Source organism: Kitasatospora sp. NPDC023118 (assembly GCF_055560875.1).
Map to the genome: position 1 here is coordinate 57679 of NZ_JBVHHW010000019.1, position 22109 is coordinate 79787.

Annotated in this window: 18 protein-coding genes and 1 tRNA gene; 9 read left to right on the top strand and 10 right to left on the bottom strand. The window is 72.6% G+C overall.

All coding sequences use genetic code 11. The features are described 5' to 3' along the window. Nucleotides 1-53: 53 nt before the first annotated feature. The 4 genes from ACZ3UD_RS24385 (at nt 54) to ACZ3UD_RS24400 (ending at nt 4097) form a co-directional block, all read left to right on the top strand. Complete coding sequence (locus tag ACZ3UD_RS24385; RefSeq protein ID WP_465591450.1) at nt 54-701, top strand: DedA family protein; 648 nt, start codon at nt 54-56, stop codon at nt 699-701. Next, nucleotides 698-1315: a phosphatase PAP2 family protein gene (locus tag ACZ3UD_RS24390; RefSeq protein WP_465591453.1), complete on the top strand. Its 618-nt coding sequence runs from the start codon at nt 698-700 to the stop codon at nt 1313-1315. Before ACZ3UD_RS24385 ends, ACZ3UD_RS24390 begins: the two co-directional genes overlap by 4 nt. A gap of 119 nt (nt 1316-1434) precedes the next feature. Continuing rightward, nucleotides 1435-3330, top strand: coding sequence for an MGDG synthase family glycosyltransferase (locus tag ACZ3UD_RS24395; RefSeq protein ID WP_465591456.1), 1896 nt, complete (start codon nt 1435-1437; stop codon nt 3328-3330). Nucleotides 3331-3338: 8 nt separating this feature from the next. After that, a complete protein-coding gene (locus tag ACZ3UD_RS24400; protein ID WP_465591459.1) occupies nt 3339-4097 on the top strand; it encodes a polysaccharide deacetylase family protein in 759 nt (252 codons plus the stop codon). A gap of 214 nt (nt 4098-4311) precedes the next feature. Here the strand turns inward: ACZ3UD_RS24400 and ACZ3UD_RS24405 are convergent. Next, nucleotides 4312-4383 (bottom strand) — tRNA-Val (locus tag ACZ3UD_RS24405). Nucleotides 4384-4632: 249 nt separating this feature from the next. Here ACZ3UD_RS24405 and ACZ3UD_RS24410 point away from each other — a divergent pair. Both ACZ3UD_RS24410 and ACZ3UD_RS24415 read left to right on the top strand, forming a co-directional pair. Then, a complete protein-coding gene (locus ACZ3UD_RS24410) occupies nt 4633-5961 on the top strand; it encodes a hypothetical protein (RefSeq protein ID WP_465591462.1) in 1329 nt (442 codons plus the stop codon). A 68-nt stretch (nt 5962-6029) separates the two neighbouring features. Beyond that, nucleotides 6030-6248, top strand: a complete 219-nt coding sequence (locus ACZ3UD_RS24415) for an FmdB family zinc ribbon protein (protein WP_465591465.1) — start codon at nt 6030-6032, stop codon at nt 6246-6248. Here the strand turns inward: ACZ3UD_RS24415 and ACZ3UD_RS24420 are convergent. The 3 genes from ACZ3UD_RS24420 to ACZ3UD_RS24430 are packed head-to-tail and all read right to left on the bottom strand — an operon-like array spanning nt 6245 to nt 10790. Further along, complete coding sequence (locus ACZ3UD_RS24420) at nt 6245-7081, bottom strand: HAD family hydrolase (protein ID WP_465591468.1); 837 nt, start codon at nt 7079-7081, stop codon at nt 6245-6247. The two genes, ACZ3UD_RS24415 and ACZ3UD_RS24420, sit on opposite strands and share 4 nt — an antisense overlap. Further along, complete coding sequence (locus ACZ3UD_RS24425; protein ID WP_465591470.1) at nt 7081-9540, bottom strand: phosphoribosyltransferase; 2460 nt, start codon at nt 9538-9540, stop codon at nt 7081-7083. The genes ACZ3UD_RS24420 and ACZ3UD_RS24425 overlap by 1 nt, the downstream gene beginning before the upstream one ends. Nucleotides 9541-9596: 56 nt before the next feature. Beyond that, nucleotides 9597-10790 carry an HpcH/HpaI aldolase/citrate lyase family protein gene (locus tag ACZ3UD_RS24430; protein ID WP_465591473.1) on the bottom strand — a complete coding sequence of 398 codons (1194 nt, stop codon included), beginning with the start codon at nt 10788-10790 and terminating at the stop codon, nt 9597-9599. Nucleotides 10791-11142: 352 nt separating this feature from the next. Between ACZ3UD_RS24430 and ACZ3UD_RS24435 the strand changes: the two genes are divergently transcribed. After that, entirely contained in the window at nt 11143-12396 is a 1254-nt protein-coding gene (locus ACZ3UD_RS24435) for a TerD family protein (RefSeq protein WP_465591476.1), read from the top strand. Between the two features lie 89 nt (nt 12397-12485). On the opposite strand, the gene ACZ3UD_RS24440 is transcribed toward ACZ3UD_RS24435, so the two are convergent. Continuing rightward, nucleotides 12486-13232: a Tellurium resistance gene (locus ACZ3UD_RS24440; RefSeq protein ID WP_465591479.1), complete on the bottom strand. Its 747-nt coding sequence runs from the start codon at nt 13230-13232 to the stop codon at nt 12486-12488. 375 nt (nt 13233-13607) lie between these two features. On the opposite strand from ACZ3UD_RS24440, the gene ACZ3UD_RS24445 reads away from it, so the two are divergent. Continuing rightward, nucleotides 13608-14810 carry a DUF2637 domain-containing protein gene (locus tag ACZ3UD_RS24445; RefSeq protein ID WP_465591482.1) on the top strand — a complete coding sequence of 401 codons (1203 nt, stop codon included), beginning with the start codon at nt 13608-13610 and terminating at the stop codon, nt 14808-14810. A 77-nt stretch (nt 14811-14887) separates the two neighbouring features. Here the strand turns inward: ACZ3UD_RS24445 and ACZ3UD_RS24450 are convergent, their stop codons facing one another. The 5 genes from ACZ3UD_RS24450 to ACZ3UD_RS24470 all read right to left on the bottom strand — a co-directional run bounded on the left by ACZ3UD_RS24450 (nt 14888) and on the right by ACZ3UD_RS24470 (nt 18840). Further along, nucleotides 14888-15979: a DUF475 domain-containing protein gene (locus ACZ3UD_RS24450; RefSeq protein ID WP_465591485.1), complete on the bottom strand. Its 1092-nt coding sequence runs from the start codon at nt 15977-15979 to the stop codon at nt 14888-14890. 149 nt (nt 15980-16128) lie between these two features. Next, on the bottom strand, nt 16129-16707 hold the full coding sequence (locus ACZ3UD_RS24455) for a TerD family protein (RefSeq protein WP_387619646.1): 579 nt from the start codon (nt 16705-16707) through the stop codon (nt 16129-16131). A 207-nt stretch (nt 16708-16914) separates the two neighbouring features. Then, complete coding sequence (locus tag ACZ3UD_RS24460; protein ID WP_380610698.1) at nt 16915-17490, bottom strand: TerD family protein; 576 nt, start codon at nt 17488-17490, stop codon at nt 16915-16917. A 210-nt stretch (nt 17491-17700) separates the two neighbouring features. Continuing rightward, on the bottom strand, nt 17701-18159 hold the full coding sequence (locus ACZ3UD_RS24465) for a peroxiredoxin (protein WP_465591489.1): 459 nt from the start codon (nt 18157-18159) through the stop codon (nt 17701-17703). Between the two features lie 240 nt (nt 18160-18399). Further along, on the bottom strand, nt 18400-18840 hold the full coding sequence (locus ACZ3UD_RS24470; RefSeq protein WP_387619637.1) for a DUF3052 domain-containing protein: 441 nt from the start codon (nt 18838-18840) through the stop codon (nt 18400-18402). A 517-nt stretch (nt 18841-19357) separates the two neighbouring features. Here ACZ3UD_RS24470 and aceE point away from each other — a divergent pair. Then, on the top strand, nt 19358-22108 hold the full coding sequence (gene aceE, locus ACZ3UD_RS24475; RefSeq protein WP_465591494.1) for a pyruvate dehydrogenase (acetyl-transferring), homodimeric type: 2751 nt from the start codon (nt 19358-19360) through the stop codon (nt 22106-22108). The last annotated feature ends 1 nt before the right edge of the window (nt 22109 follow it).

Genomic DNA, 22109 nt, shown 5'->3' on the forward strand with positions numbered 1-22109 from the left:
CGGATCCTCCACCCCTTCGACCGACCCGTTCCCGCGAAAGGGCGCTGAACGCGATGAACCTCTCGTCGAGCCTGCTGGCCGTCAACCCACTGGACGCCGGATCACTCCTCGACGCGTTCGGCGCCCTGGGGATCGCCGTCGTGCTGTTCGCGGAAACCGGCCTGCTGGTCGGATTCTTCCTGCCGGGCGACTCCCTGCTGTTCACCGCGGGGCTGCTGTGCACCACCGGCTCCCACAGCGGCCCGCACCTGGACCTCGCCCAGGTGCTCGGCGCCTCCGCCGTCGGCGCGCTCGCCGGGGCCCAGGTCGGCTACCTGCTCGGCCGCCGCGGCGGCCGGGCCCTGCTCACCCGCTCCCGTAACAAGCGCCTCCACGAGGGAGCGCTGCGGGCCGAGGAGATCCTGCACCGCTACGGGCACGCGAAGGCCGTCGTCCTGGCCCGCTTCGTCCCGGTGGTGCGCACCGTCCTCAACCCGCTCGCCGGCGCGCTCGGCGTCAACGCCCGCACCTTCACCATCTGGCAGATCGTCGGCGGCCTGGCATGGACGCTCGGCCTGGTCCTCGCCGGCTACGCGCTCGGGTCCTCCGTGCCGAACGTCGACCACTACCTGCTGCCGATCGTCGCCCTCGTGGTCGTGGTGTCGCTGCTGCCGCTCGCGCTGGAACTGCTGCGTTCGCGCCGGCAGGCGGGCGCCCGATGACGGCCGCTCCCGCCACGCTCGCCATCGACGGCCGTCCCATCGACGGCAGCCTCTACCTGGACGTCGACCACTGGGCCCAGCAGCTTCCCGCCCCACTGAGGGAGACGATCGCCGCGTTCTCCGCCTACGGCCTGGGCCTGCTGGCCCTGCTGATGCTCGCGGCCTGGTGGCAGGCCCGGCGCACCGACAGCACGGCCATGGCCCGGGCGCTGGCCGCACCCGTGTGCGTGGTCGTGGCGTTCGCTGCCGACACACTGATCAAGGGGATCCTTCAGGAGCCCCGCCCGTGCCAGGTCCTGCCCGCCGCACCGACCCTGGAGACCTGCCCCGGCCCCGGCGACTGGGCGCTGCCGAGCAACCACACCGTCATCGCCTTCGCCGGCGCGGCCGCGCTCTGGCTGGTGGACCGGCGCATCGGCGCCGCGGCCGCCGTCCTGGCCGTCGCCATGGGAGCCTCCCGCGTGATGGTGGGCGTGCACTACCCCCACGACGTGGTGCTCGGCGCCGTGGTCGGCACTGCCGCCGGGCTGGGCCTCGGCCTGCTCGCCGCGCGCGGCCGCGTCCTCGTCGGACATCTCGGTCAGGGCCCACTACGCTGGTGGCTGGCCGCGTAACTATCCGGCGGGCAGAAGTGCCCGCCGTCTTCGCCACCTAGCTTCCGCGACTCCCGGCGGCACCCGGGCACCGGAGGCTGCCCGCCCCTGCCCCGTCACCGTCAGAGGATCGGCCGACCGTGTCGCAGCTCCCGCACCTCCACGAGGCATCGGCGCACCGCGCCGGCCCGCCCTGCCCGCCCGCCCCCTCCGCCGGGCGCGTCGTCATCGTCTCCGCGAGCGTCGGCGCGGGGCACGACGGAGCCGCGGCCCAACTCGCCCACCGCCTGGCCGGACTGGGCTACGAGGTGGACCGGCACGACTTCCTGGACCTGATACCCGGCGGCTTCGGACGGCTGCTCTCGCACAGCTACCGGCTGCTGCTCACCATCGCCCCCACCGCCTACCAGCGCATCTACTCCACCACCGAGAACAGCGGGCGGCCCGGCCTCGCGATCCGGCTGATGCAGCGCAGCACCCACCGCCGGCTCCTGCGCTGCCTGCCGTCCGACACCCGTGCGGTGGTGGCCACCTACCCGCTCGCCGGGCAGGTGATCGGCACCCTGCGCCGCCAGGGCCGCTTGCCCGTGCCCGCCGCGACCTACCTCACGGACTTCTCCGTCCACCCGCTGTGGGTGGCTCCCGGTGTCGACCTGCACCTGGCGGCCCATCCGGTCCCGGCCGGGCAGGCCCGCGAGCATGGCGCCGAGCGGGTGGAGATCGCCGGTCCGGTGGTCGACCCGCGGTTCACCCCGGCCACCGCGGCCGAGCGCGCGGACGCCCGGGCGCGGTTCGGCCTGCCGCCGGACACGCCGCTGGCGCTGCTGGTGGCCGGCTCCTGGGGTGTCGGGGAGGTGGCGCGGGTGGCTGCCGAGGTCCGCGACACCGGGGCGGCCGTTCCGGTGGTGGTGTGCGGGAAGAACCGGAGCCTGGCCGAGCGGTTGCGGGCGGAGGGCGTCGAGCACGCCTTCGGCTGGGTCTCCGACATGCCCGGGCTGATGCACGCCTGCGACGTGCTGGTGCAGAACGCCGGCGGCCTGACCTCCCTGGAGGCGTTCGCCTGCGGCCTGCCGGTCGTCAGCTACCGCTGCATACCCGGCCACGGACAGACCAACGCGGCCGCGCTGGACGAGGCCGGCCTGGCGCCCTGGATCGAGGACCCGGCCAACCTCAAGCCCGTCCTCATCGCGATGGTCGACGGCCCCGGCGGGCACCTGGGCCGGCAGGCCGGACTGGCGCTGCACAACGATGCGACCGGCCCGGCGAACGCCATCGCGGCCGTCGCCGCGCAGGCAGCCACCGCGCCAGCGACCACCATGCCAGCGACCACCGCCCCGCGGCCGCTGATCCCCGCGCAACGGCGGCACCCCGCCCCGGAATCCGCACCCGCCCCGCGCCGGGGCGGCCGCAGGCTCGGCGTCGCGGTCGCGGCCCTCGCCGCGACCGCCTGGCTGGCCACCGGCGGCACCCAACTCGCGGTCGCCTACGGCGGGTTCGACTCCCTTGACGCCGACGACACCGGCCGGACCTACCTCGTGGTCCACCCGCCGCGCGGCGAACGCCTCGACGACGCCACCCTCCACGCCCTGTCAGCCGCCGACGCCGCCGTCTCGATCGACGCGGCCCAGGCCGCCGCCGACCCCGGCGAGGTCCGCCGACTCTCGGGTGGCGGGCTCACCCTGGTCAACGCCGGTTACGGCCCGCCGTACGAGACCGGGATCGTCACCCACCGCGACTCGCTCGACGCGGGAGCCACCGCCCTGCGCGCGGCCACCGGCGCGGCCAGCGCGTTCTTCCTCTCCAGCCGCGACGTGGACGCCCTCGACCTCGGCCTGGCCTCCTACCACCACGAACACCTGGTGGTCCCCGACACTCGGATCTCCTGCGGCGCCTCCGCCTCAACCACGGTCAAGCCCGGCCAGGTCGTCCTCCTCGAATGCGGCAACGCCCACCCGGCGGACCTCGCCGCCACCCTGCACCGCCTGCTCACTTCTCGCCAGCTGCCGCGTCTCGGCGCGCTCACCGCACTTTCCTGAGGCCCCCTATGAAGCCCCGAGCACTCCTGCGCGTCGGCACCGCCGCGGCGGCGACCCTCGCCGCCGTCCACGCGGCCCCCGTCCTCTCGACCTACGGGCCGCTGCGCAACCGCCTCATGCCCCGCCTCGCCGGCACCGGCCGCCCCGACCACGTCGCCCTCACCTTCGACGACGGACCGGACCCCTACTCCACGCCCTACTTCCTGACACTGCTGCAGAAGTACGACGTGCGAGCCACGTTCTTCCTGCTCGGCTCGATGGCCGACAAGGCCCCCGCGCTGGTGAAGGAGATCGCCGACGCCGGCCACGAGATCGCCGTCCACGGCTGGGCCCACCGCCCACTGCTGCTGCGCGGCCCCCGCGCCACCCATGACGACCTGCGCCGGGCCCGCGACACCATCGCCGACCTGACCGGCACCGCGCCGCACTGGTTCCGGCCTCCGTACGGCGTCATGACCGCCGGCGCCCACCTGTCCGCCCTCCGCCTCGGCCTCACCCCCGTGCTGTGGACGAGCTGGGGCGAGGACTGGACTCGCCACGCCACCCCCGACACGGTCCACCGCACCGTCACCGCCGACCTGCACGGCGGCGGCACGATCCTGCTGCACGACTCCGACTGCACCTCCTACCCCGCAGCCTGGCAGTCCGCCCTCGGCGCCCTGCCCCACCTGCTCGACCACTGCGCCGCCAACGGCTGGCAGGTCGGCCCGCTGCGCGACCACGGCATCGGGGAGGGCCGGCCGGCCCGCCCGGAAAACGCGGCATGAGGCCCGGACCTGACGGTCTCGGCGGCGGCCCTGACCGTCAACGACTCCTCGTGAGGCGGCTGAGACACCGTACAGGCCCGGCCGGCGGCTGCTCTCCGACCGGCCGGGCCCCGGGGGCGCTTTCACGTTATGGCCGCTGCCGGAACGACTGCGGCCCAGGTCGGGATCATGCTCCTGACCTGGGCCGCAGCCTACGTTTCACCTGTTCACGGGGTGGGCGCGGACGGTTTCGAACCGCCGACATCTGCTTTGTAAGAGCAGCGCTCTACCACTGAGCTACGCGCCCCCGTTCGTGGCCCGACGGGCGCACGACGAGTGCCTAGGTTACCTGGTCCCGGGAGGTGGTGGTGGCGCGGGCGGTCGGCCGGGTGACGGGGCAGGAGTACTGGCGGGCCCCGGGAGCAGGGGAAGGTGCGGGCCCGGGGTGCCCCTGGGGCGGGGGGATCGGGGAGAATGGGCGCGATCAGCGGGTAGTCGGAGCAGGGAGCGCGCAGTGGCGGTGGCCGGCGGGAGCGGGCGGCGGGGGCGGCGTCGGGTGGCGGGGGCCGTCGGGGATGCGCTGGTGCTGCCGGTGGTGCTGGCCGGGACGTTGGGGGCGGTCGCGCTGGCGTCGGCCGGGAGTGGCGGCTGGTGGGGTCGGCGTGGCGGCGGGGAGGGTGTGCGGGCGGAGGCCAAGGAGGCCCGGGCCGCGGCGCAGGAGGCCTTCTACGAGCTGGACGAGACGCAGCGCGAGGTGAAGCTCGCGGTGGAGACCGTGCGCGCCGCCGAGGACGACGCGACGGCGCAGCGCGCGCTGGCCGAGCTGCCGGCGATCTCCGGCCGGGTCGAGCAGGTCACCGTGAACTACCTGGCCGCCCTGGACGCCCACGACCTCGACAACGAGGCGCTGGACGCGGGCGCCGCCGCCCAGGCCCGGCGCCTGCTGGAGGACGTGAAGGGCCAGCTGGGCTCGGCCCGCGCCGAGCTGAACGACTTCCTGCGCCGCCTGCAGCCGACCCTCCAGCACGCCGAACAGCAGCTGATGCGGGTCACCCCGGCCGTCGAGCAGGCCAAGCGCGCGCTGCTGCAGGCCACCACCACGCTGGACGAGGTGCGCGACGCCGGCCTGCGGGCGGACGAGCTGGCGGCCCGGCTGGCCGAGTTGGCCCCGGAGCTGGGGCGGCTGAACGAGGGCCCGGCACGGCACGGTGTGGCCGCCACGCTGCGCCGCGCCGACGAGGTGCGCCGGCGCGCCGAGGCGATCACCGCGGATGCCGCGCAGTTGCCGGAGCGGGCCCGGGAGCTCGACCGGCGGGTGTCGAGCCTGCGGACCCGGATCCAGGCGCTGGAGACCAAGGCGGCGACGGTGGAGCCCGCGCTGAGCGAGCTGCGCCGCCGGTTCAGTACGGCTTGCTGGCAGGACCTCCAGCGGGTGCCCGAGCAGGTGGCGGAGACCGGCCACGCCGCCGAGCGTAAGCTCGCCGAGGCAGCCCGGGCCCGGGACGAGCAGCGCTGGGCGGACGCCACGGCCGCGATCGGCACGGTCCGCGCGCTGCTGGAGACCGCTGACGGCTCGGTACTCGCCGTGAACGAGCGGCTGCGCCAGCTGAACGAGGTTCAGCACGACCCCAACCGGGAGATCGAGCGGGCCCGATTCGCCGTCCGGGACGCCCAGCGCCTGGCGATGGCGGGCCGCAGCGCGCCGGACCCGCGACACGCCGCTCCGCTGGACCAGGCGGTGGCCCGGCTGGACCGGGCGGTGGCGACCCTCCAGGCGGCCGGCCGGCACCCGGACTACTGGCACTTCCTGACCGAGCTGGCGGCGGTCCGGGAGACGGCGGCGCAGGTGATCGGCATGATCCGCGGCGATCTCGGCCATCGATGACACCGATAACCAGCCCATCGACCACTCACCGGTTCACCGACCACACCGCCCATCGGTACCCTGCCGGTATGCCACGCTATGACTTCCGCTGCCGCTCCTGCGGCGCCACCTTCGAGCTCAGCCGCCCGATGGCGCAGGCCAACGACCCCGCCGTCTGCCCGGAGGGCCACCAGGACACGGTGAAGCTGCTGTCCACCGTCGCCGTGACCGGCGCCGCCGGTGCCACCGGAGCCGCGCCGCAAGCGGCCTCCGGGGGCGGCTGCTGCGGCGGCGGCTGCTGCGGTTAGTCCGTAAGCGGCCGGACGGCGGCGGCCAGGAACCGACGGACGATCTCCTCCCCCGCCGCCACCCCCACCTCCGACAGGGCGGTGACGCCGGGGGCCGTCCACCCGCTGTCGGCCAGTTCGCCGTGCCCCGGTCGCCAGGCGGCGTCGGCGGCGAGCAGCAGGTCGGCGTCCAGCAGCGAGTCCCCGGCCGCGAGCACGGTGCCCGCCCCGCCGCGCCGGACGGCCTCGGCGAGCGCGGCGCTCTTGCCGAGCGGCTCCGGCACGGCGTACACCTTCCGTCCCTGCAGCGAGACCCGCCAGCCGCGTTCGGCGCACCAACCGGCCAGCTCGGCCAGCCAGCCGTCCGGGAGCCGGTCGCGCTCGACCACCAGGTAGGCGAACAACTCGTCGGCGACGCGCCGTTTGCGCGTCCACACCGGGTCGGCACAGAGCGCGAGCTGCCGGACCACCTCCTCCAGCGGTGTCGAGCCGGCCGCGATCCGCGCGGTGATCTCGCGGCGCCAGTCCCGGTCCGGCTCGCCGTCCACCAGCAGCTGTCCGCCGTTCGCGCAGATCGCGTAAGTCGGCGTCGGGCCGGGCAGGTTGACCCGCCGGTACTGCTCGACGGTTCTCGTCGTCGCGGGGACGAACGCGGCCTCGCGCCCCAGCTCGACCAACAGTGAAGCCGCCCGCTCGGTCAGGAAGGACAGCGGCCGCCCGTCCAGCACCTCGACGCAGAGCAGCCGTGGCGCCAGCCGGTCCGGGACGTCCAGGGCCAGGGCCCGCTCGGAGTAGATGAGCGTACGGTCCAGGTCGCTGGCGACCAGCACGTCAGCCGTAGCCGCACCGCCCATCAGGACTCCTTCCCGGTCACGGCCCGGCCGCTCGCCCCGGTCGCGCCCCGACTGTAGCGGGGGTGGATCAGGCCGACACAGGTGTACGGCAGTCCGTCCACCTCCTCGACCACGACGCCGCGTTGGGCCGCGAGCAGCCGCACGTGGTCGAGGTCGGCACCGGCGCCGCGCCGGGCCAGCACCCGCCAGGGGACGCGACGCAGCAGCACCCGGGTGGTCTCGCCGACGCCGGGCTTCACCAGGTTGACGTCGTCGATCCCGTACTCGGCGCTGATCCGTTCCACGGCGGCCCAGCCGGCCCAGTCGGGCGTACGGTCCGGGTCGGCGGCCAGCCTCTCGGCTTCCCCGACGGCGGCGGCGGCCGAGGCGAAGCACCCGGCCACGGTATCCAGGAAGGCGGCCGAGACATCGCCGCCGGCCAGCTCGGCGTAGTACTTGGCCCCGTGGAAGTCCTCCGGCCCGATCAGCCCGGCTCGCAGCACGGTGCGCGAAACCAGCCCGGACACCGTGGAGTTGAGGCAGGCGGACGGGATCAGGAAGTCGTCCCGGGTGCCGTACGTCCGGACGCAGCGGCCCGGGTCGGCGAGCACCGCGAGGTCGGGGTCGAAGCCGGTGCCGGCCAGCGCGTCGGCGAGTTCGCGGGTGATCGCTCCCTTGCCGGTCCAGCCGTCCACGAAGACCACGTCCGCCGCCCGGTGGTGGGCGGCGAGGTAGCGCAGGGCGACCGCGTCGATGCCCCGGCCGCGGACGATCGACACCGCGTAGTGCGGGACGTCGAGGCCGTGGGCGAAGGCCAGCCAGCGGCGGATCAGGATGCCGACCGGCGTCCCGGCCCGGGCCAGCGAGGCGAGCACCAGTCCGGGCCCGCGCTCGCGCAGCAGCGTCTCGGCGACGGTGCCGACGGCGAGCGCGATCCGGCCGGCGGAGCCGCGCAGCGCCTGGTGGAACAGCTCCTGGTACTCGGGGCTGGGCCGGTACTCGACCGGCAGCGACTCGGCATAGTGGGCGCCGCCGTTCTGGACGGCCTCCTCCCGCTCCTCGGTGGGGGCTTCGAGCGGGACGTCGGAGAGGTCCTTGAGCAGCCAGGCCACCTCCTCGGGGCGGTACGAGGAGAACTCCGGCCCGTACAGCGGGGTGGGGAGCGCCGGCCGGTGCGAGGGCAGCACCGCGAGCACCACCCGGTCGGTGACCTGCCGCAGTTGGCGCAGCAGCGCGCGCTCGCCCTGGTGCAGGGCCGGGGTGTCGGCGACGTCGTCCACCACCAGCACCACGGCGTCGAAGCGGCGGGCCCGGTCCGTACCGGGGGCGACGTTGTAGACGTAGCGTTCGCGCGAGGCCTCGTCCCGCGGGTCGTCGTGGGCGGGGAAGGCCAGCCGGGTGCGGATGGCGTAGCCGGGGTCGTCGACGGCGAGGACGGGCGAGCGGGTGGTGGTGGAGTAGCGGACGCGGTCGCCGCCGAGCCGCTGGGCGAGCGCCTCGGCCAGCCGCAGTGGGGCGTACATCAGCTCCTCGCAGCCGAGCACCAGCACCCGCTCCGCCGAAGCGGGTACGGCCTGCGCCAACTGCCCGGCCAGCGAGGGCAGTACGGCGTCGAGCCGCTCGCGGTCGCGGGCGGTGAAGCCGTGCCGGCCGCCGTCCGGGAGCCCGGCGGGCCAGTCCAGTCGGACCCGGACCAGCGGGGCGGGGTCGACCGCCGCGGGCACGACGGCCGGGGGCACCGAAGCGATCAGCTTTTCGGCCCGCTCGACGATGTCCCCGGGCAGGTCGACGCTGCCGCTCGCGGTGGCCACCACGTCCAGCCGGACGCCGAGTTCGGCGGCGGCCCCGGCGAGCCGGGCCCGGTCGTCGGCCGAGCGCAGGTCGACCAGGGCGGCGACGACGTAGTGGCCGCGCGGGTGGCGGGCGTGCAGTTCGCGGATGGTGTTGAGGACCGTCCGGCCGGTCGAGAGCTCGTCGTCCACCAGCACCAACGGACCGTCCCCGGCGAGGAGTCCGGGGTCGCCGGGGAGCAGCAGGTGGGCGGTGGCGTGCGAGTGCTCCTCCTCGAAGCCGCCGAGCGGGGCGATCCCGGGGACGGGCCGGCGAGTGGAGTGCAGGTACGGGGCGTCGAGGCCGTCGGCGACGCTGTGGCCGAGGCCGGTGGCGGTCTCCGCGTAGCCGAGCACGACGGCCCGCGCGGCTGCCTCGGCGCCGAGCAGGTCCGCTACCCGACGGCCGAGTTCGAGCCCGGCGCCGTGCACCACGGCGGGCCGCTGGGGGACGTGCTTGCCGAGCACGCTGGAGACCAGCAGGTGGGCGCGCCGGGGGTTGCCGGACCGCAGGGCCAGACCGACGAGTTCGGGCAGGCGCTCCGATCCGCTCAGCGCTATCCCGGCCCGGTCGGCGACCCAGCGCCCGGTCCACGTCTGTTCTGCTGTGGTCACTGCTGGTCCCACCTTCGATGGTGCTTGTCGGATCATGTGCTCAGGTAGTGGTCCAGCCGCACAGACAGGCGGTCAACCACATGGGCAGGCGGTCAGCCGCACAGGCAGGCGGACAGCAGCTCCGCGAAGCTCACGTCCTCCCGGGCCACGCCGAACACCTCCGCCCGCAGCAGCACCCGCTCCGCCCAGGCGCGGTGCGGCCGGGACTCGTTCATCTTGTTGGTGTACGCCGAGCGCAAGACCCCGCCGCCGCCCTGCTCCTGGCGGAGGATGTCGCGGGCGTCGCAGTACTCCTCGTGCGTGACCACGGAGAGCGCGTGCACCGCGGGGACGTGGCTGGGGTGGATGCAGGTCTTGCCCAGCAGGCCGTTGGCCCGGTCGAGTTCGACCTCGCGGATCAGCCCGTCCAGGTCGTGCTCGATGATCCGGCGGCGGACCTCCTCCCCGGAGGCCAGGGCCGTCCCGCCGGAGGCGGTGAACGGGGTGCGGCGCAGCTGCGGCTTGAACATCCGCTCCTGCACCGGGAAGTACTCCCAGACCGGCCCGGTCACGGTGTACCCGGTGCCGTCCGCCCGGCCGAGCACGTTGACCACGTCCCCGACCACCGAGGCGACCAGCGCCACGTCGTACGCGGTGAGGTCGGGCGAGCGGCGCAGCCCGTACGCGGAGCACAGGTCGGTGACGCCGAGCCGGACGGCGAGCACCCGCTCGCGGTGCCCGGCGAGCAGCTCGGCGATGCCGAAGAGCTGGTCCCGCCTGGTCTCCAGGTGGGCGAGTTCGGGCGACTCCAGGACGGGCATGGCGAACAGCCGTCGCCCGGTCGCGGCCTCGGCGGCGGCGAGCGCGGCCAGGTAGGCGCCGCCGCCCCCGGAGGTGAACTTGGGCAGCACGAAGCCGCTGAGCAGCGAGACGGCCGGGCCGAGCCGCTCGGCCAGGTCGGGGATCTGGGAGGCCGTGCGAACCCTGATGAAGAGGAGCGGGTGATCATGTGCGCTGTCGGTGAAATCATGAACCAGGTCAGCCAACTGCTCGACCAGGTTCCGCTCCCCCGCGTCGACCTCGTGGTCGGCGATCGCGTCCTCCAGGCACAGCACCATCGAGACCACGCCCCGAGCCGCCTGTTTGCGGATGTCAGCGGCCAGTGCGGGCCTGGTGGCGGGGCTGTAGAGGGTGCCGCCGAGGGCGGTGGCGAGCACCGCGGGCTCGCTCTGCGCGGTGAACGTCCGAGGCTGCTCCAGGAACAGCCGGGCGCGGACGTCGTCGGCGAGGTGGCCGAAATGGCGCAAGGTGCTCTCCTCGGGAGTGGACGGCCTCCGGCCAGCGGTTCTACCTGGACGTTTCACCTGGAGGCGCCACCGGCGGACTCCCCTGCGCCGGACCCCCCGGGGCCTTTCGAACGCCCATCGTACGGACGGTTTCCGGCCGTTCCCGGTTCCTGGGCACTGAACTCCCGGAACATCCCGGGGCGTCGGGATCCGCGGAGACGATCACCGGATGGCGGCTCGCCGACCCTGACGCGGAGGAGGCGAAGACGGCGGCAAACCTCGATCCGACGCAAGTCTTGGCAAAGCCCGCCCCCGCCGCGGCGGTCCCGGTCACGTTGTCCGAAGCGGTGGCGAACAGGCAGGATGGTCCGCTATGACGCACGTGATGGCCAAGGGCGCCAACATCGCACTGCCGGCGGCGGCGGTCCGCGCCGTGCTGCGCTGGAGCGCCACGCCCGGTGCGCCGGACGTGGACGCGTCCGCGCTGCTGCTCGGCGCCAACGGCAAGGTCCGTTCGGACGCCGACTTCGTCTTCTACAACCAGCCGCGCCACCCCTCCGGACTGGTGCGCCACCTGCCCAAGCAGCACACCTCCGGCGGCGCCGAAATCATCGACACGGTCGAGGTCGAGCTGGCCAAGCTGCCCGCCGACGTGGACCGGGTGGTGCTGGCCGGCTCCTCCGAGGGCGGGCCGTTCCGGGTTGTCCCGGGGCTGCGGCTGCTGCTGTTCGACGCCACGACCGGCGAAGGCGCGACCCCGGTCGCCGAGTTCGCGATCGTCGACGCCGAGAACGTCTCCGCGCTGGTCGCGGGCGAGCTCTACCGGCGCGGCGGGACCTGGAAGTTCCGGGCGATCGGCCAGGGCTACACCTCCGGGCTGGTCGGCCTGGCCACCGACTTCGGCATCACCGTGGACGACGAGGCGCAGGACCCCGCGTCCGAGCCGACGCCGCCCCCGGCGCCCGCGTCCACCGCCGGCCCCACCGGCGCGGTCGACCCGCGCGCCACTCCGCTGCCGGAGCAGCGCCCGGCGGCCCGACCCGAGCCGGGCACCTTCACCCTGTCCCCGGCCGTCCCGACGCCCCAGCCCCCGGCGCAGCCGCAGCACCCGGCGGCCCGGCCGCAGCACGCCCCGGCACCGGCCGCGAGCGGCCCGGCGACCCCGCCGACCGCCGCACCGCCGACCCCGCCGCCGCCCACGGCCCCGCCGACCATGACGCCCCCGCCGGCGGCCCCGCCCACCGCGCCCCCGAACGTCCCGCCGGCCCCGCCCGCACCGCCGACCCAGCCGGGCACCGGCTACGGCTACCCCCAGCCGCAGCCCGGCACCGGGTACGGCTACCCGCAGCAGCAGCCCGCGACCGGCTACGGCTACCCGCAGCCCAACCAGCCGTACCCGCCCGCACCGCCGGCCCCGCAGCCGGGCACCGGCTACGGCTACCCCCAGCCCAGCCCGCCGCACCAGCCCGTCCCGCCGCAGCCGCAGCCGCACCCGGGCGCCGGCTACCCGCCGCACCAGCCCGGCACCGGCCAGCAGCCGCCCGTCCCGCCGCAGCCCCCGGTGCAGGCCCCGGCCGGCGAGGAGTTCGCCCTCCCACCGCAGGGCCCGCAGTTCCAGCCCCGCTAGCCGGCACCCGCCACAGGGCCCGCAGTCCAAGCCCCGCCGGCTAGCAGACCCCCGACGGCGGGGCCGCCTGAACGGCCCCGCCGCGGGGCTCAGTCCCCCGGCTGGTTCTTGTACCCCCGCTGCCACTGCATCCCGAACCCGTACAGCCGGTCGATGTCCGCCTGAAACCCGTTGACGTACCGCACCTCGCGGCGCACCGTCAGCTGGTTGTCCCCCGCGTTCTCGATCAGCACCACCGCGCAGGAGCGCGCCGCCCGGGCCCGCTCGTCCAGCTTGATCTCGATCCGCGGCCCGGTCTGCGGCACGATCGTTATCACCGCGTGGGTCTGTTCGAAGGCCGGGGTCCCGTCGTAGATGTAGACGAAGATCAGCAGCCGCTTGAACTTGTCCTTCTTCTCCAGGTTGACGTACATCGTCTCGCCGGACGGCGCCCCGTACTGGTCGTCGCCGCTGAGCTTGATGTACGGCGGCTCCCGCAGGTCGCCGAAGAACCCGCCGAGCGGCTGCACCACGCCCCGGCTGCCGTCCGAGAGTTCGTACATGCAGGCCAGGTCGAGGTCGACGTTCAGCTGCTCGTTGCTCCCGGGCGAGTCCGGCTCCAGCGGGCTGAGGATGCGCGGGCTGAAGAAGCGCTTGACGGTCTCCCGGGTGCTCGGCCGGACGGCGCCCGAGCGCATGGTCCAGTGCAGGTTGACGTAGAGGTAGCCGGTGGTGGCGGCCGAGCCGGTGATCGCGTGCTGCGGCGCCGACTTGGTGAGTGTGACCTTGTGCTGCGCCCCCGGGTTGTCGAAGGTGTAGCTCTTGTCCCCGCGCAGGTACTCCCAGATCGAGACCATCCCGTCCTCTCCCCCTGCCTCCGTCCGGCGATCTGACGATCCACCGGTCGACGATCCGCCGGTCCATGATCGGGCATCACTCCGGCCGGCGGATACCAGAACCGCTCATTTCCCTACCCCGCGGGGCGGTTCGCGCCCGTCCTCGACGCGAACCGGTGGGTCGATTGGCCCGTGGAAGCCGCCCTCCCGTAACATTCCGCCCCTTCGGACGCGATATCGTCTAGCCGCACAGGTGTCCCGTCCGCCCCTGCGCGGGCGGCTGGGCACGCCGTGCGGAGACGAACTAAGCGTCAGGCAGTGTCCGCACGGCGGGACCTGACCGCCTGTGTCGCACTGTGAACCTGTCCCCTGCGGAAACCCGAGGCCCGACCCGCAATGAACCTGACCTCCATACAGTTGGTCTGGACCGTCGTCGGCGGCGTAGCCCTGCTGTTCGTCGCCGTCCTGCTGGCGACGCTGCGCTTCAAGAGCACGAAGAAGGACGAGGCGGCCGACTCCTGGGAGCGCAGCGAGGAGCGCCGCCGCCGCAAGGAGATGATCTACGGCATCGCCTCGTACACCCTGCTGTTCGTCTGTGCCGGTGTCGCGGCCGCGCTGTCCTTCCACGGCCTGGTCGGCTTCGGCACCGAGAACCTCGGCCTGTCCGGCGGCTGGGAGTACCTCGTCCCGTTCGGCCTGGACGGCGCCGCGATGTTCTGCTCGGTGCTCGCCGTGCGCGAGGCCAGCCACGGTGACGCCGCGCTCGGCTCCCGGTTGCTGGTCTGGGTGTTCGCGATCGCCTCGGCCTGGTTCAACTGGGTGCACGCCCCGCGCGGCCTGGGCCACGCCGGCGCCCCGCAGTTCTTCTCCGGCATGTCGATCTCGGCGGCGATCCTGTTCGACCGCGCGCTCAAGCAGACCCGCAAGGCCGCGCTGCGCGAGCAGGGCCTCGTCCCGCGCCCGCTTCCGCAGATCCGCATCGTCCGCTGGCTGCGCGCCCCTCGCGAGACCTACGCGGCCTGGTCGCTGATGCTGCTGGAGAACGTCCGCAGCCTGGACGAGGCGGTCGAGGAGGTGCGCGAGGAGCGCCAGGCGAAGCTGGACGCCAAGGTCCGCGCCCGCACCGCCGACCGCCGCGAGCGCGCCGAGCTGAAGGCCATCTCCCGCCAGGGCGGCATGCTCGCCCGGGCCCGCGGCGGGCGTCAGGTGCCCGCGCTCACGGCGGCCGGAGACGGCCCGAGCGCTACGGAGCCTGCCCTAGCCGCCAGGGACGACAGCGCCACCTCCACCTCGAAGACCTCCACCGACCGGTTCACCGGCGACTCGCTCGAACCGGCCGCCCTGGACGCCGGCCGCCGCCCCCGGGCCGCGGTGAGTTCCTCCTACTCCTCCTCGTCCTACTCGTCCTCGACGTACTCCTCGTCGGCGTACTCCTCGTCGGACTACTCCTCGTCGGCGTACTCCTCGTCGACCGGCGACTCCGCCCCGACCCGTCGCAGCTCGACCGTCGACCTGACGGCCGACGACGACACGCTGTCGATGCCGAAGCTGGACTCGCTGGAGCGCAAGCTGCGCGCGATCGAGCAGCAGTTGGGCTGACGGACCCCGCACCACGGGAACAACGCGAACGGCCGCCCCCGGAACCCCGGAGGCGGCCGTCGCGCTTGCCCGGCGGGCTACTTGCTGCCGACCAGTTCCTTCTCCTCCGGCGCACCTTCACGCCGGTTGCGCAGGACGGACGACCCGAGCGCCAGCCCGATGAAGGCGACGCCGATCAGGCCGGTGACGATCTCCGGGATGTGGTACTTGATCCCGACCAGCAGGATCACCGCCAGCGCGCCGATCGCGTAGTGGGCACCGTGCTCCAGGTAGACGTAGTCGTCCAGGGTGCCCTTGCGGACCAGGAAGACGGTCAGCGAGCGGATGTACATCGCACCGATGCCGAGGCCCAGGGTGATCTGGAAGATGTCGCTGGAGATGGCGAACGCGCCGACCACGCCGTCGAAGGAGAACGACGCGTCCAGCACCTCCAGGTAGAGGAACAGGAAGAACGCGGCCTTGCCGGCCACCTGGACGACCGACTTGCCGGCCTTCTCGGCCTCCTCCTCGCGCTCGGCCTCCTCCTCCAGCCCCGATTCGAAGATCGAGGAGAGGCCGCCGACCGCCAGGTAGGTGATCAGGCCGAGCACACCGGCCAGCAGAACGGTTTCAGCGTGCTCCGCGGCGAAGAAGCGGGAGGCCAGCACCAGCGCGACCAGGGCGACGACGCTGGACAGGGCGTCCAGCTTGCCGACCTTCTCCAGCGGACGCTCCAGCCAGCTCAGCCAGTTGTGCTCCTTCTCCTCGAACACGAAGTCGAGGAAGATCATCAGCAGGAAGACGCCGCCGAAGGCCGCGATGGCCGGGTTGGCCGCCTCCAGGTACTGGCCGTAGGTGAGGCCGTCGTGGGTCTTGTCGGAGTGCAGCGCGAGGTCGATCACCGTTGCCGGGTTGAGCTTCGCGGTCAGGCCGACGACCAGCAGTGGGAAGACCAGCCGCATGCCGAAGACGGCGATCAGCACGCCGACCGTCAGGAAGATCTTCTGCCAGTACGGGTTCATCCGCTTCAACACCGTGGCGTTGACCACCGCGTTGTCGAAGGAGAGGGAGATCTCCAGGATGGAGAGGATCAGCACGATGCCGAAGCCTTGGGCTCCCCAGAGCAGTCCGGCCGCGATCAGGCCGATGGCGGTGATCGCGAACGACCAGCCGAATGTGCGGAGGAACACGGGAGTTGGCTACCTTTCGGGATTCTGGCCGTGCCGGGGTCGGCCTCGTCCCGAGACGCCTGACCGGGCCGGGGCCCGGTCAGGTCACCCCCGCACTGCCCTCTGTTCTCATGATCGTTGGTCGGGTGCGATTAGTCTGATTTATTCCCTCACTGTACGTTGACGCCGAAGTCGAGCGCGATTCCGCGCAGGCCGGAGGCGTAGCCCTGGCCCACCGCGCGGAACTTCCACTCGCCCGCGTACCGGTACAGCTCGCCGAAGATCATCGCGGTCTCGCTGGACGCGTCCTCGGACAGGTCGTAACGCGCGATCTCCTGGCCGTCAAGGGAGTTGACGACCCGGATGTAGGCGTTGCGGACCTGGCCGAAGTTCTGCAGCCGGGCCTCGGCCTCGTAGATCGAGACCGCGAAGACCACCTTGTCCGCCTGCGCCGGGACCAGCTCCAGGTTGACCAGGATCAGCTCGTCGTCACCCGTGTCGTCGCCGCCCACGAGGTTGTCGCCCTGGTGCTCCACCGAGCCCTCGGGGCTCTTGAGGTTGTTGTAGAAGACGAAGTACTCGTCACCGAGCACTCGCCCGCCACCGCAGATCAGGGCGCTCGCGTCGAGGTCGAACGGTGCGCCCGTGGTCGAACGGGCGGACCAGCCGAGGCCGATCTGGACCTGTGTCAGGTTCGGTGCAGCCTTGGTGAGCGAGACGTTCCCGCCCTTGGCGAGCGTGACCACCATGGTGTTCTTCCTCCCTTGCTTCTCCCGGGGCGCGCCTTACAGGTGTAGTCCCCCGCGGCCCCGGCCGGCCCGCTTTGGCCGGCTGAACTTCCTGAACTCACATCCTCGCAGCGCGCCGGGCCCGGACGAAGCCGGGGCGGCCCCGGACCTCGAAGGTCCGGGACCGCCCCGGGAGTTCGGCGAGCAGACCCGTGCGCCGATGGGAACTCAGACGTTGACGCCGAAGTCCTGGGCGATGCCGCGCAGGCCGGAGGCGTAGCCCTGGCCGATGGCGCGGAACTTCCACTCGCCGCCGTTGCGGTACAGCTCGCCGAAGACCATCGCGGTCTCGGTGGAGGCGTCCTCGGAGAGGTCGTAGCGGGCCAGCTCCGAGTTGTCGGCCTGGTTCACCACACGGATGAAGGCATTGCGGACCTGGCCGAAGTTCTGGCCGCGGCTCTCGGCGTCGTAGATCGACACCGGGAAGACGATCTTCTGCACGTCCGCCGGGACGCCGACCAGGTTGACCTTGATCGCCTCGTCGTCACCCTCGCCCTCACCGGTGCGGTTGTCGCCGGTGTGCTCGACCGAGCCGTCCGGGCTCTTCAGGTTGTTGAAGAACACGAAGTTGCCGTCCGAGCCGACCTTGCCCTGGTCGTTGCAGAGCAGCGCGCTGGCGTCGAGGTCGAAGTCCGTCCCGGTGGTGGTCCGGACGTCCCAGCCCAGGCCGACCACGACGGCCTGGAGCCCGGGGGCCTCCTTGGTGAGCGAGACGTTGCCGCCCTTGCTGAGGCTGACTCCCACGTGTCCTCCAAGAATCGGGAGGCACGGCTGGTGCCCCCGCGGTGGTGCGGTTCGAGGCGCCGGCCGACCGAAGCCGGACGTACGCCCCACCCCGCCAACGGCCCGAGCGTAGTGCCCGGTTCCCGTGCACACCTCCGAACGGGGCCCGGGGCACCTCCGAACGGGGCCCGGAACGCCTCCGAACGGGCCCGGAACGCCTGCTCGGGGGCCTCAGAGGGCTGCGAGGGCCTTCAGGTACTCCTGCTCGTCCCGGGCGTCCGGGAGGCCGTTGAGGACGCTCCAGCGCACCGTGCCGGCCTCGTCGATCACGAAGGTGCCGCGCAGCGGGCAGCCCTTCTCCTCGTCCAGCACGCCGTAGGCCCGGGCGACCTCGCCGTGCGGCCAGAAGTCGGCGAGCAGCGGGAACTCCAGGCCCTCCCGGTCGGCGAGGACGCGCTGGCTGAACTGGGAGTCGCAGGAGACCCCGAGCACCTGGACCCGATCGTTCTGCAGCCCGGCCAGCTCCCGCTGGATCGCGCCCAGCTCGCCGGTGCACACGCCGGTGAAGGCGAACGGGTAGAAGACCAGCACCACGTGCTTGCGGCCCCGGAAGTCGGCGAGCCGGACGCTCTCCCCGTGCTGGTTGTTGAGCGCGAAGTCCGGAGCCGGGGTGCCGACCTCGACGGTCATGAGCGGGACCTTTCTGACGCGACTCCGGCGCGAGTGCGGCGCGACCGGGCCGCGCGGCGGGCGCGGCAGGGCACATCCTCGCATTCGCTTACGGGCGTTCGGCCGAACGGATGATGCGCTGCGCCGGGCGGCCCAACCCTTTCGCCCTCGGCGAACAGCCCCGGTCCGAAGGCGCGAAAAGCGCCGGGCCCCGCCGGAGGAGTACTCCGACGGGGCCCGGCGCTCGGCTTCAGGGCCCGTTCAGCGCTGCTTGGGCTGCTTCGCCGTGGACTTGGTGGCCAGGCGGGTGGCCGCCCAGTCCTTGGCGATCGCGATCGAGCTGGTCTGCGACAGGCCGGAGGTCTTCGCCGCGTCCGCGATGTCGGAGGCCTCGATGTGGCCGTCGCGGCCGGTCTTGGGCGTCAGCAGCCAGATCAGACCGCCCTCGGCCAGGTATTCCAGGGCGTCGACGAGGGCGTCGGTGAGGTCCCCGTCGTCGTCGCGGTGCCACAGCAGGACGGCGTCCGCGACGTCGTCGTAGTCCTCGTCGACGAGATCCGTCCCGGTGATCTCCTCGATGCCCTCGCGGAGATCCTGGTCAGTGTCGTCGTCGTACCCCAGCTCCTGGACGATCTGGCCCTCTTCGAAGCCGAGACGGGTCGCCGGGTTGGACTTGTCCGCGGGGTCCGCGGTCGCGCTCACGGGAATAACCTCCAGTATTCGGCTCGGCGTCCATGCCGAGGCTGTGGCCGTAGTCCACACGGGCGCGGCGGTTCGCGCAAGTACCCGACCCCCGATCCCCTCCAAAGGTTGACGTGTCGCAGCGGGACACGCCGGTCGACGTGTCGAGAATCACACCGATTTGCCCTTCTCTGCGTGAGACAACGATGCTTCGGGTGGTCCAGGCCCACAGGCCGTACACGTGCCCGAGATGCGAACGGCATTCGGGGTCCGCGCGTGCGCGGGCGTAGAGTCTCCTGTTGGCCCTCACCCCGGCCGCCCGCCATCGGGCGGACGGGACACCAGGTCGGACCACCTCTTTTCGTAACACCCGGGGGTGCGCGGAGCGGACGAAGACGCCCGCACCGCGCGCCGCCAGACCGGCCCGCCCACCAGGCGGAATGGTTACCGATCGGTAGAGATGACGGATCTCCGAGCGCGGTAGCACGATGGAGGCGGCGCGACACACCTCAGTTTCGACCGACAGTGAAGGAACAGCGTGGCTTCCGGATCCGATCGCAACCCGATCATCATTGGCGGCCTTCCGAGTCAGGTCCCGGACTTCGATCCCGAGGAGACCGCGGAATGGCTGGAGTCGCTCGATGCGGCCATCGACGAGCGGGGGCGTGAGCGTGCCCGTTACCTGATGCTGCGGCTGATCGAGCGCGCCCGCGAGAAGCGTGTCGCCGTGCCCGAGATGCGCAGCACGGACTACGTCAACACCATCGCGACCAAGGACGAGCCGTTCTTCCCCGGCAACGAGGAGATCGAGCGCAAGATCCTCAACGCGACCCGCTGGAACGCGGCCGTCATGGTCTCCCGGGCGCAGCGCCCGGGCATCGGCGTCGGTGGCCACATCGCCACCTTCGCCTCCTCCGCGTCGCTCTACGACGTCGGCTTCAACTACTTCTTCCGCGGCAAGGACGCCGAGGGCGAGTCCGGCGACCAGATCTTCTTCCAGGGTCACGCCTCCCCCGGCATCTACGCCCGCGCCTTCCTGCTGGACCGGCTCACCGAGCAGCAGCTCGACGCGTTCCGCCAGGAGAAGTCGAAGGCCCCGTACGGCCTGTCCAGCTACCCGCACCCGCGGCTGATGCCGGACTTCTGGGAGTTCCCGACCGTCTCGATGGGCCTCGGCCCGCTCGGCGCGATCTACCAGGCGCGGATGAACCGCTACCTGGAGCACCGCGGCATCAAGGACACCTCGAACTCGCACGTCTACGCCTTCCTCGGCGACGGCGAGATGGACGAGCCCGAGTCGCTCGGCCAGCTGTCGCTGGCCGCCCGCGAGGGCCTGGACAACCTGACCTTCGTGGTCAACTGCAACCTGCAGCGCCTCGACGGCCCGGTCCGCGGCAACGGCAAGATCATCCAGGAGCTGGAGTCCCAGTTCCGGGGCGCCGGCTGGAACGTGATCAAGCTCATCTGGGACCGCAGCTGGGACCCGCTGCTCGCGCAGGACCGCGACGGCGTCCTGGTGAACAAGATGAACACCACCCCGGACGGCCAGTTCCAGACCTACGCCACCGAGACCGGCGACTACATCCGCGAGCACTTCTTCGGCGGCGACCTGCGCCTGCGCGCCATGGTCGAGAACATGACCGACCAGCAGATCCAGCACCTGGGTCGCGGCGGCCACGACCACAAGAAGATCTACGCGGCGTTCAAGGCGGCCCGCGAGCACAAGGGCCAGCCGACGGTCATCCTCGCCCAGACGGTCAAGGGCTGGACGCTGGGCCCCAACTTCGAGGGCCGCAACGCCACCCACCAGATGAAGAAGCTGACGGTCGAGGACCTGAAGCGCTTCCGCGACCGGCTGCACCTGCCGATCACCGACAAGCAGCTCGACGAGGGCTACCCGCCCTACTACCACCCGGGCCGCGACTCGGAAGAGATCCAGTACATGCACGACCGCCGGCAGGGCCTCGGCGGCTTCGTGCCGACCCGCAAGGTGCGCCCGCGCAAGCTGGAGCTGCCCGGCGACGACGCGTACAAGGCGGTCAAGAAGGGCTCCGGCAACCAGACCATCGCCACCACCATGGCGTTCGTCCGGCTGCTCAAGGACCTCATGCGGGACAAGGGCGTCGGCAACCGCTTCGTGCCGATCGCGCCGGACGAGTACCGCACCTTCGGCATGGACTCGCTGTTCCCGTCGGCGAAGATCTACAACCCGCTGGGCCAGACCTACGAGTCGGTCGACCGCGACCTGCTGCTGGCCTACAAGGAGTCGCCGACCGGCCAGATGCTGCACGACGGCATCTCCGAGGCCGGCTGCACCGCCTCGCTGATCGCCGCCGGCTCGTCCTACGCGACCCACGGCGAGCCGCTGATCCCGGTGTACGTCTTCTACTCGATGTTCGGGTTCCAGCGCACCGGCGACCAGTTCTGGCAGATGGCCGACCAGCTGGCCCGCGGCTTCGTGCTCGGCGCCACCGCCGGCCGCACCACGCTGACCGGTGAGGGCCTGCAGCACGCCGACGGCCACTCGCACCTGCTGGCCTCGACCAACCCGGGCGTCGTCGCGTACGACCCCGCGTACGGCTTCGAGATCGCGCACATCGTCCAGGACGGTCTGCGCCGGATGTACGGCTCCAGCGCCGAGCACCCGAACGGCGAGGACGTGTTCTACTACCTCACCGTCTACAACGAGCCGATCAAGATGCCGGCCGAGCCCGAGAACGTGGACGTCGAGGGCATCCTCAAGGGTCTGCACAAGTACGCGCCGGGCACCGCCGGCCAGATCCCGGCCCAGATCCTCGCCTCCGGCGTCGCCGTGCCGTGGGCCCTGGAGGCCCAGCGCATCCTCGCCGAGGAGTGGAACGTCAAGGCCGACGTCTGGTCCGCGACCTCCTGGAACGAGCTGCGCCGCGACGCGGTGGAGTCCGAGGAGTTCAACCTGCTGCACCCCGAGGAGCAGCAGCGCGTGCCGTACGTGACCCAGAAGCTCCAGGGCGCCGAGGGCCCGTTCGTCGCCGTGTCCGACTGGATGCGCGCGGTGCCGGACCAGATCGCCCGCTGGGTGCCGGGTCAGTGGCAGTCGCTGGGCGCCGACGGCTTCGGCTTCGCCGACACCCGCGGCGCGGCCCGTCGCTTCTTCCACATCGACGCGCAGTCGGTCGTCCTGGCGGTGCTCACCGAGCTCGCCAAGCAGGGCAAGATCGACCGCTCGGCGCTGAAGGAGGCGATCGACCGCTACCAGCTGCTGGACGTGGCCGCGGCCGACCCGGGCGCCGCCGGCGGCGACGCCTGAT

Excerpts from the sequence above, each read along its gene's own strand:
- ACZ3UD_RS24385 (WP_465591450.1), top strand. The coding sequence starts at position 54 with ATGAACCTCTCGTCGAGCCTGCTGGCCGTCAACCCACTGGACGCCGGA.
- ACZ3UD_RS24390 (WP_465591453.1), top strand. The coding sequence starts at position 698 with ATGACGGCCGCTCCCGCCACGCTCGCCATCGACGGCCGTCCCATCGAC.
- ACZ3UD_RS24400 (WP_465591459.1), top strand. The coding sequence starts at position 3,339 with ATGAAGCCCCGAGCACTCCTGCGCGTCGGCACCGCCGCGGCGGCGACC.
- ACZ3UD_RS24415 (WP_465591465.1), top strand. The coding sequence starts at position 6,030 with ATGCCACGCTATGACTTCCGCTGCCGCTCCTGCGGCGCCACCTTCGAG.
- ACZ3UD_RS24420 (WP_465591468.1), bottom strand. The coding sequence starts at position 7,081 with ATGGGCGGTGCGGCTACGGCTGACGTGCTGGTCGCCAGCGACCTGGAC.
- ACZ3UD_RS24425 (WP_465591470.1), bottom strand. The coding sequence starts at position 9,540 with ATGATCCGACAAGCACCATCGAAGGTGGGACCAGCAGTGACCACAGCA.
- ACZ3UD_RS24435 (WP_465591476.1), top strand. The coding sequence starts at position 11,143 with ATGACGCACGTGATGGCCAAGGGCGCCAACATCGCACTGCCGGCGGCG.
- ACZ3UD_RS24440 (WP_465591479.1), bottom strand. The coding sequence starts at position 13,232 with ATGGTCTCGATCTGGGAGTACCTGCGCGGGGACAAGAGCTACACCTTC.
- ACZ3UD_RS24445 (WP_465591482.1), top strand. The coding sequence starts at position 13,608 with ATGAACCTGACCTCCATACAGTTGGTCTGGACCGTCGTCGGCGGCGTA.
- ACZ3UD_RS24455 (WP_387619646.1), bottom strand. The coding sequence starts at position 16,707 with ATGGTGGTCACGCTCGCCAAGGGCGGGAACGTCTCGCTCACCAAGGCT.
- ACZ3UD_RS24465 (WP_465591489.1), bottom strand. The coding sequence starts at position 18,159 with ATGACCGTCGAGGTCGGCACCCCGGCTCCGGACTTCGCGCTCAACAAC.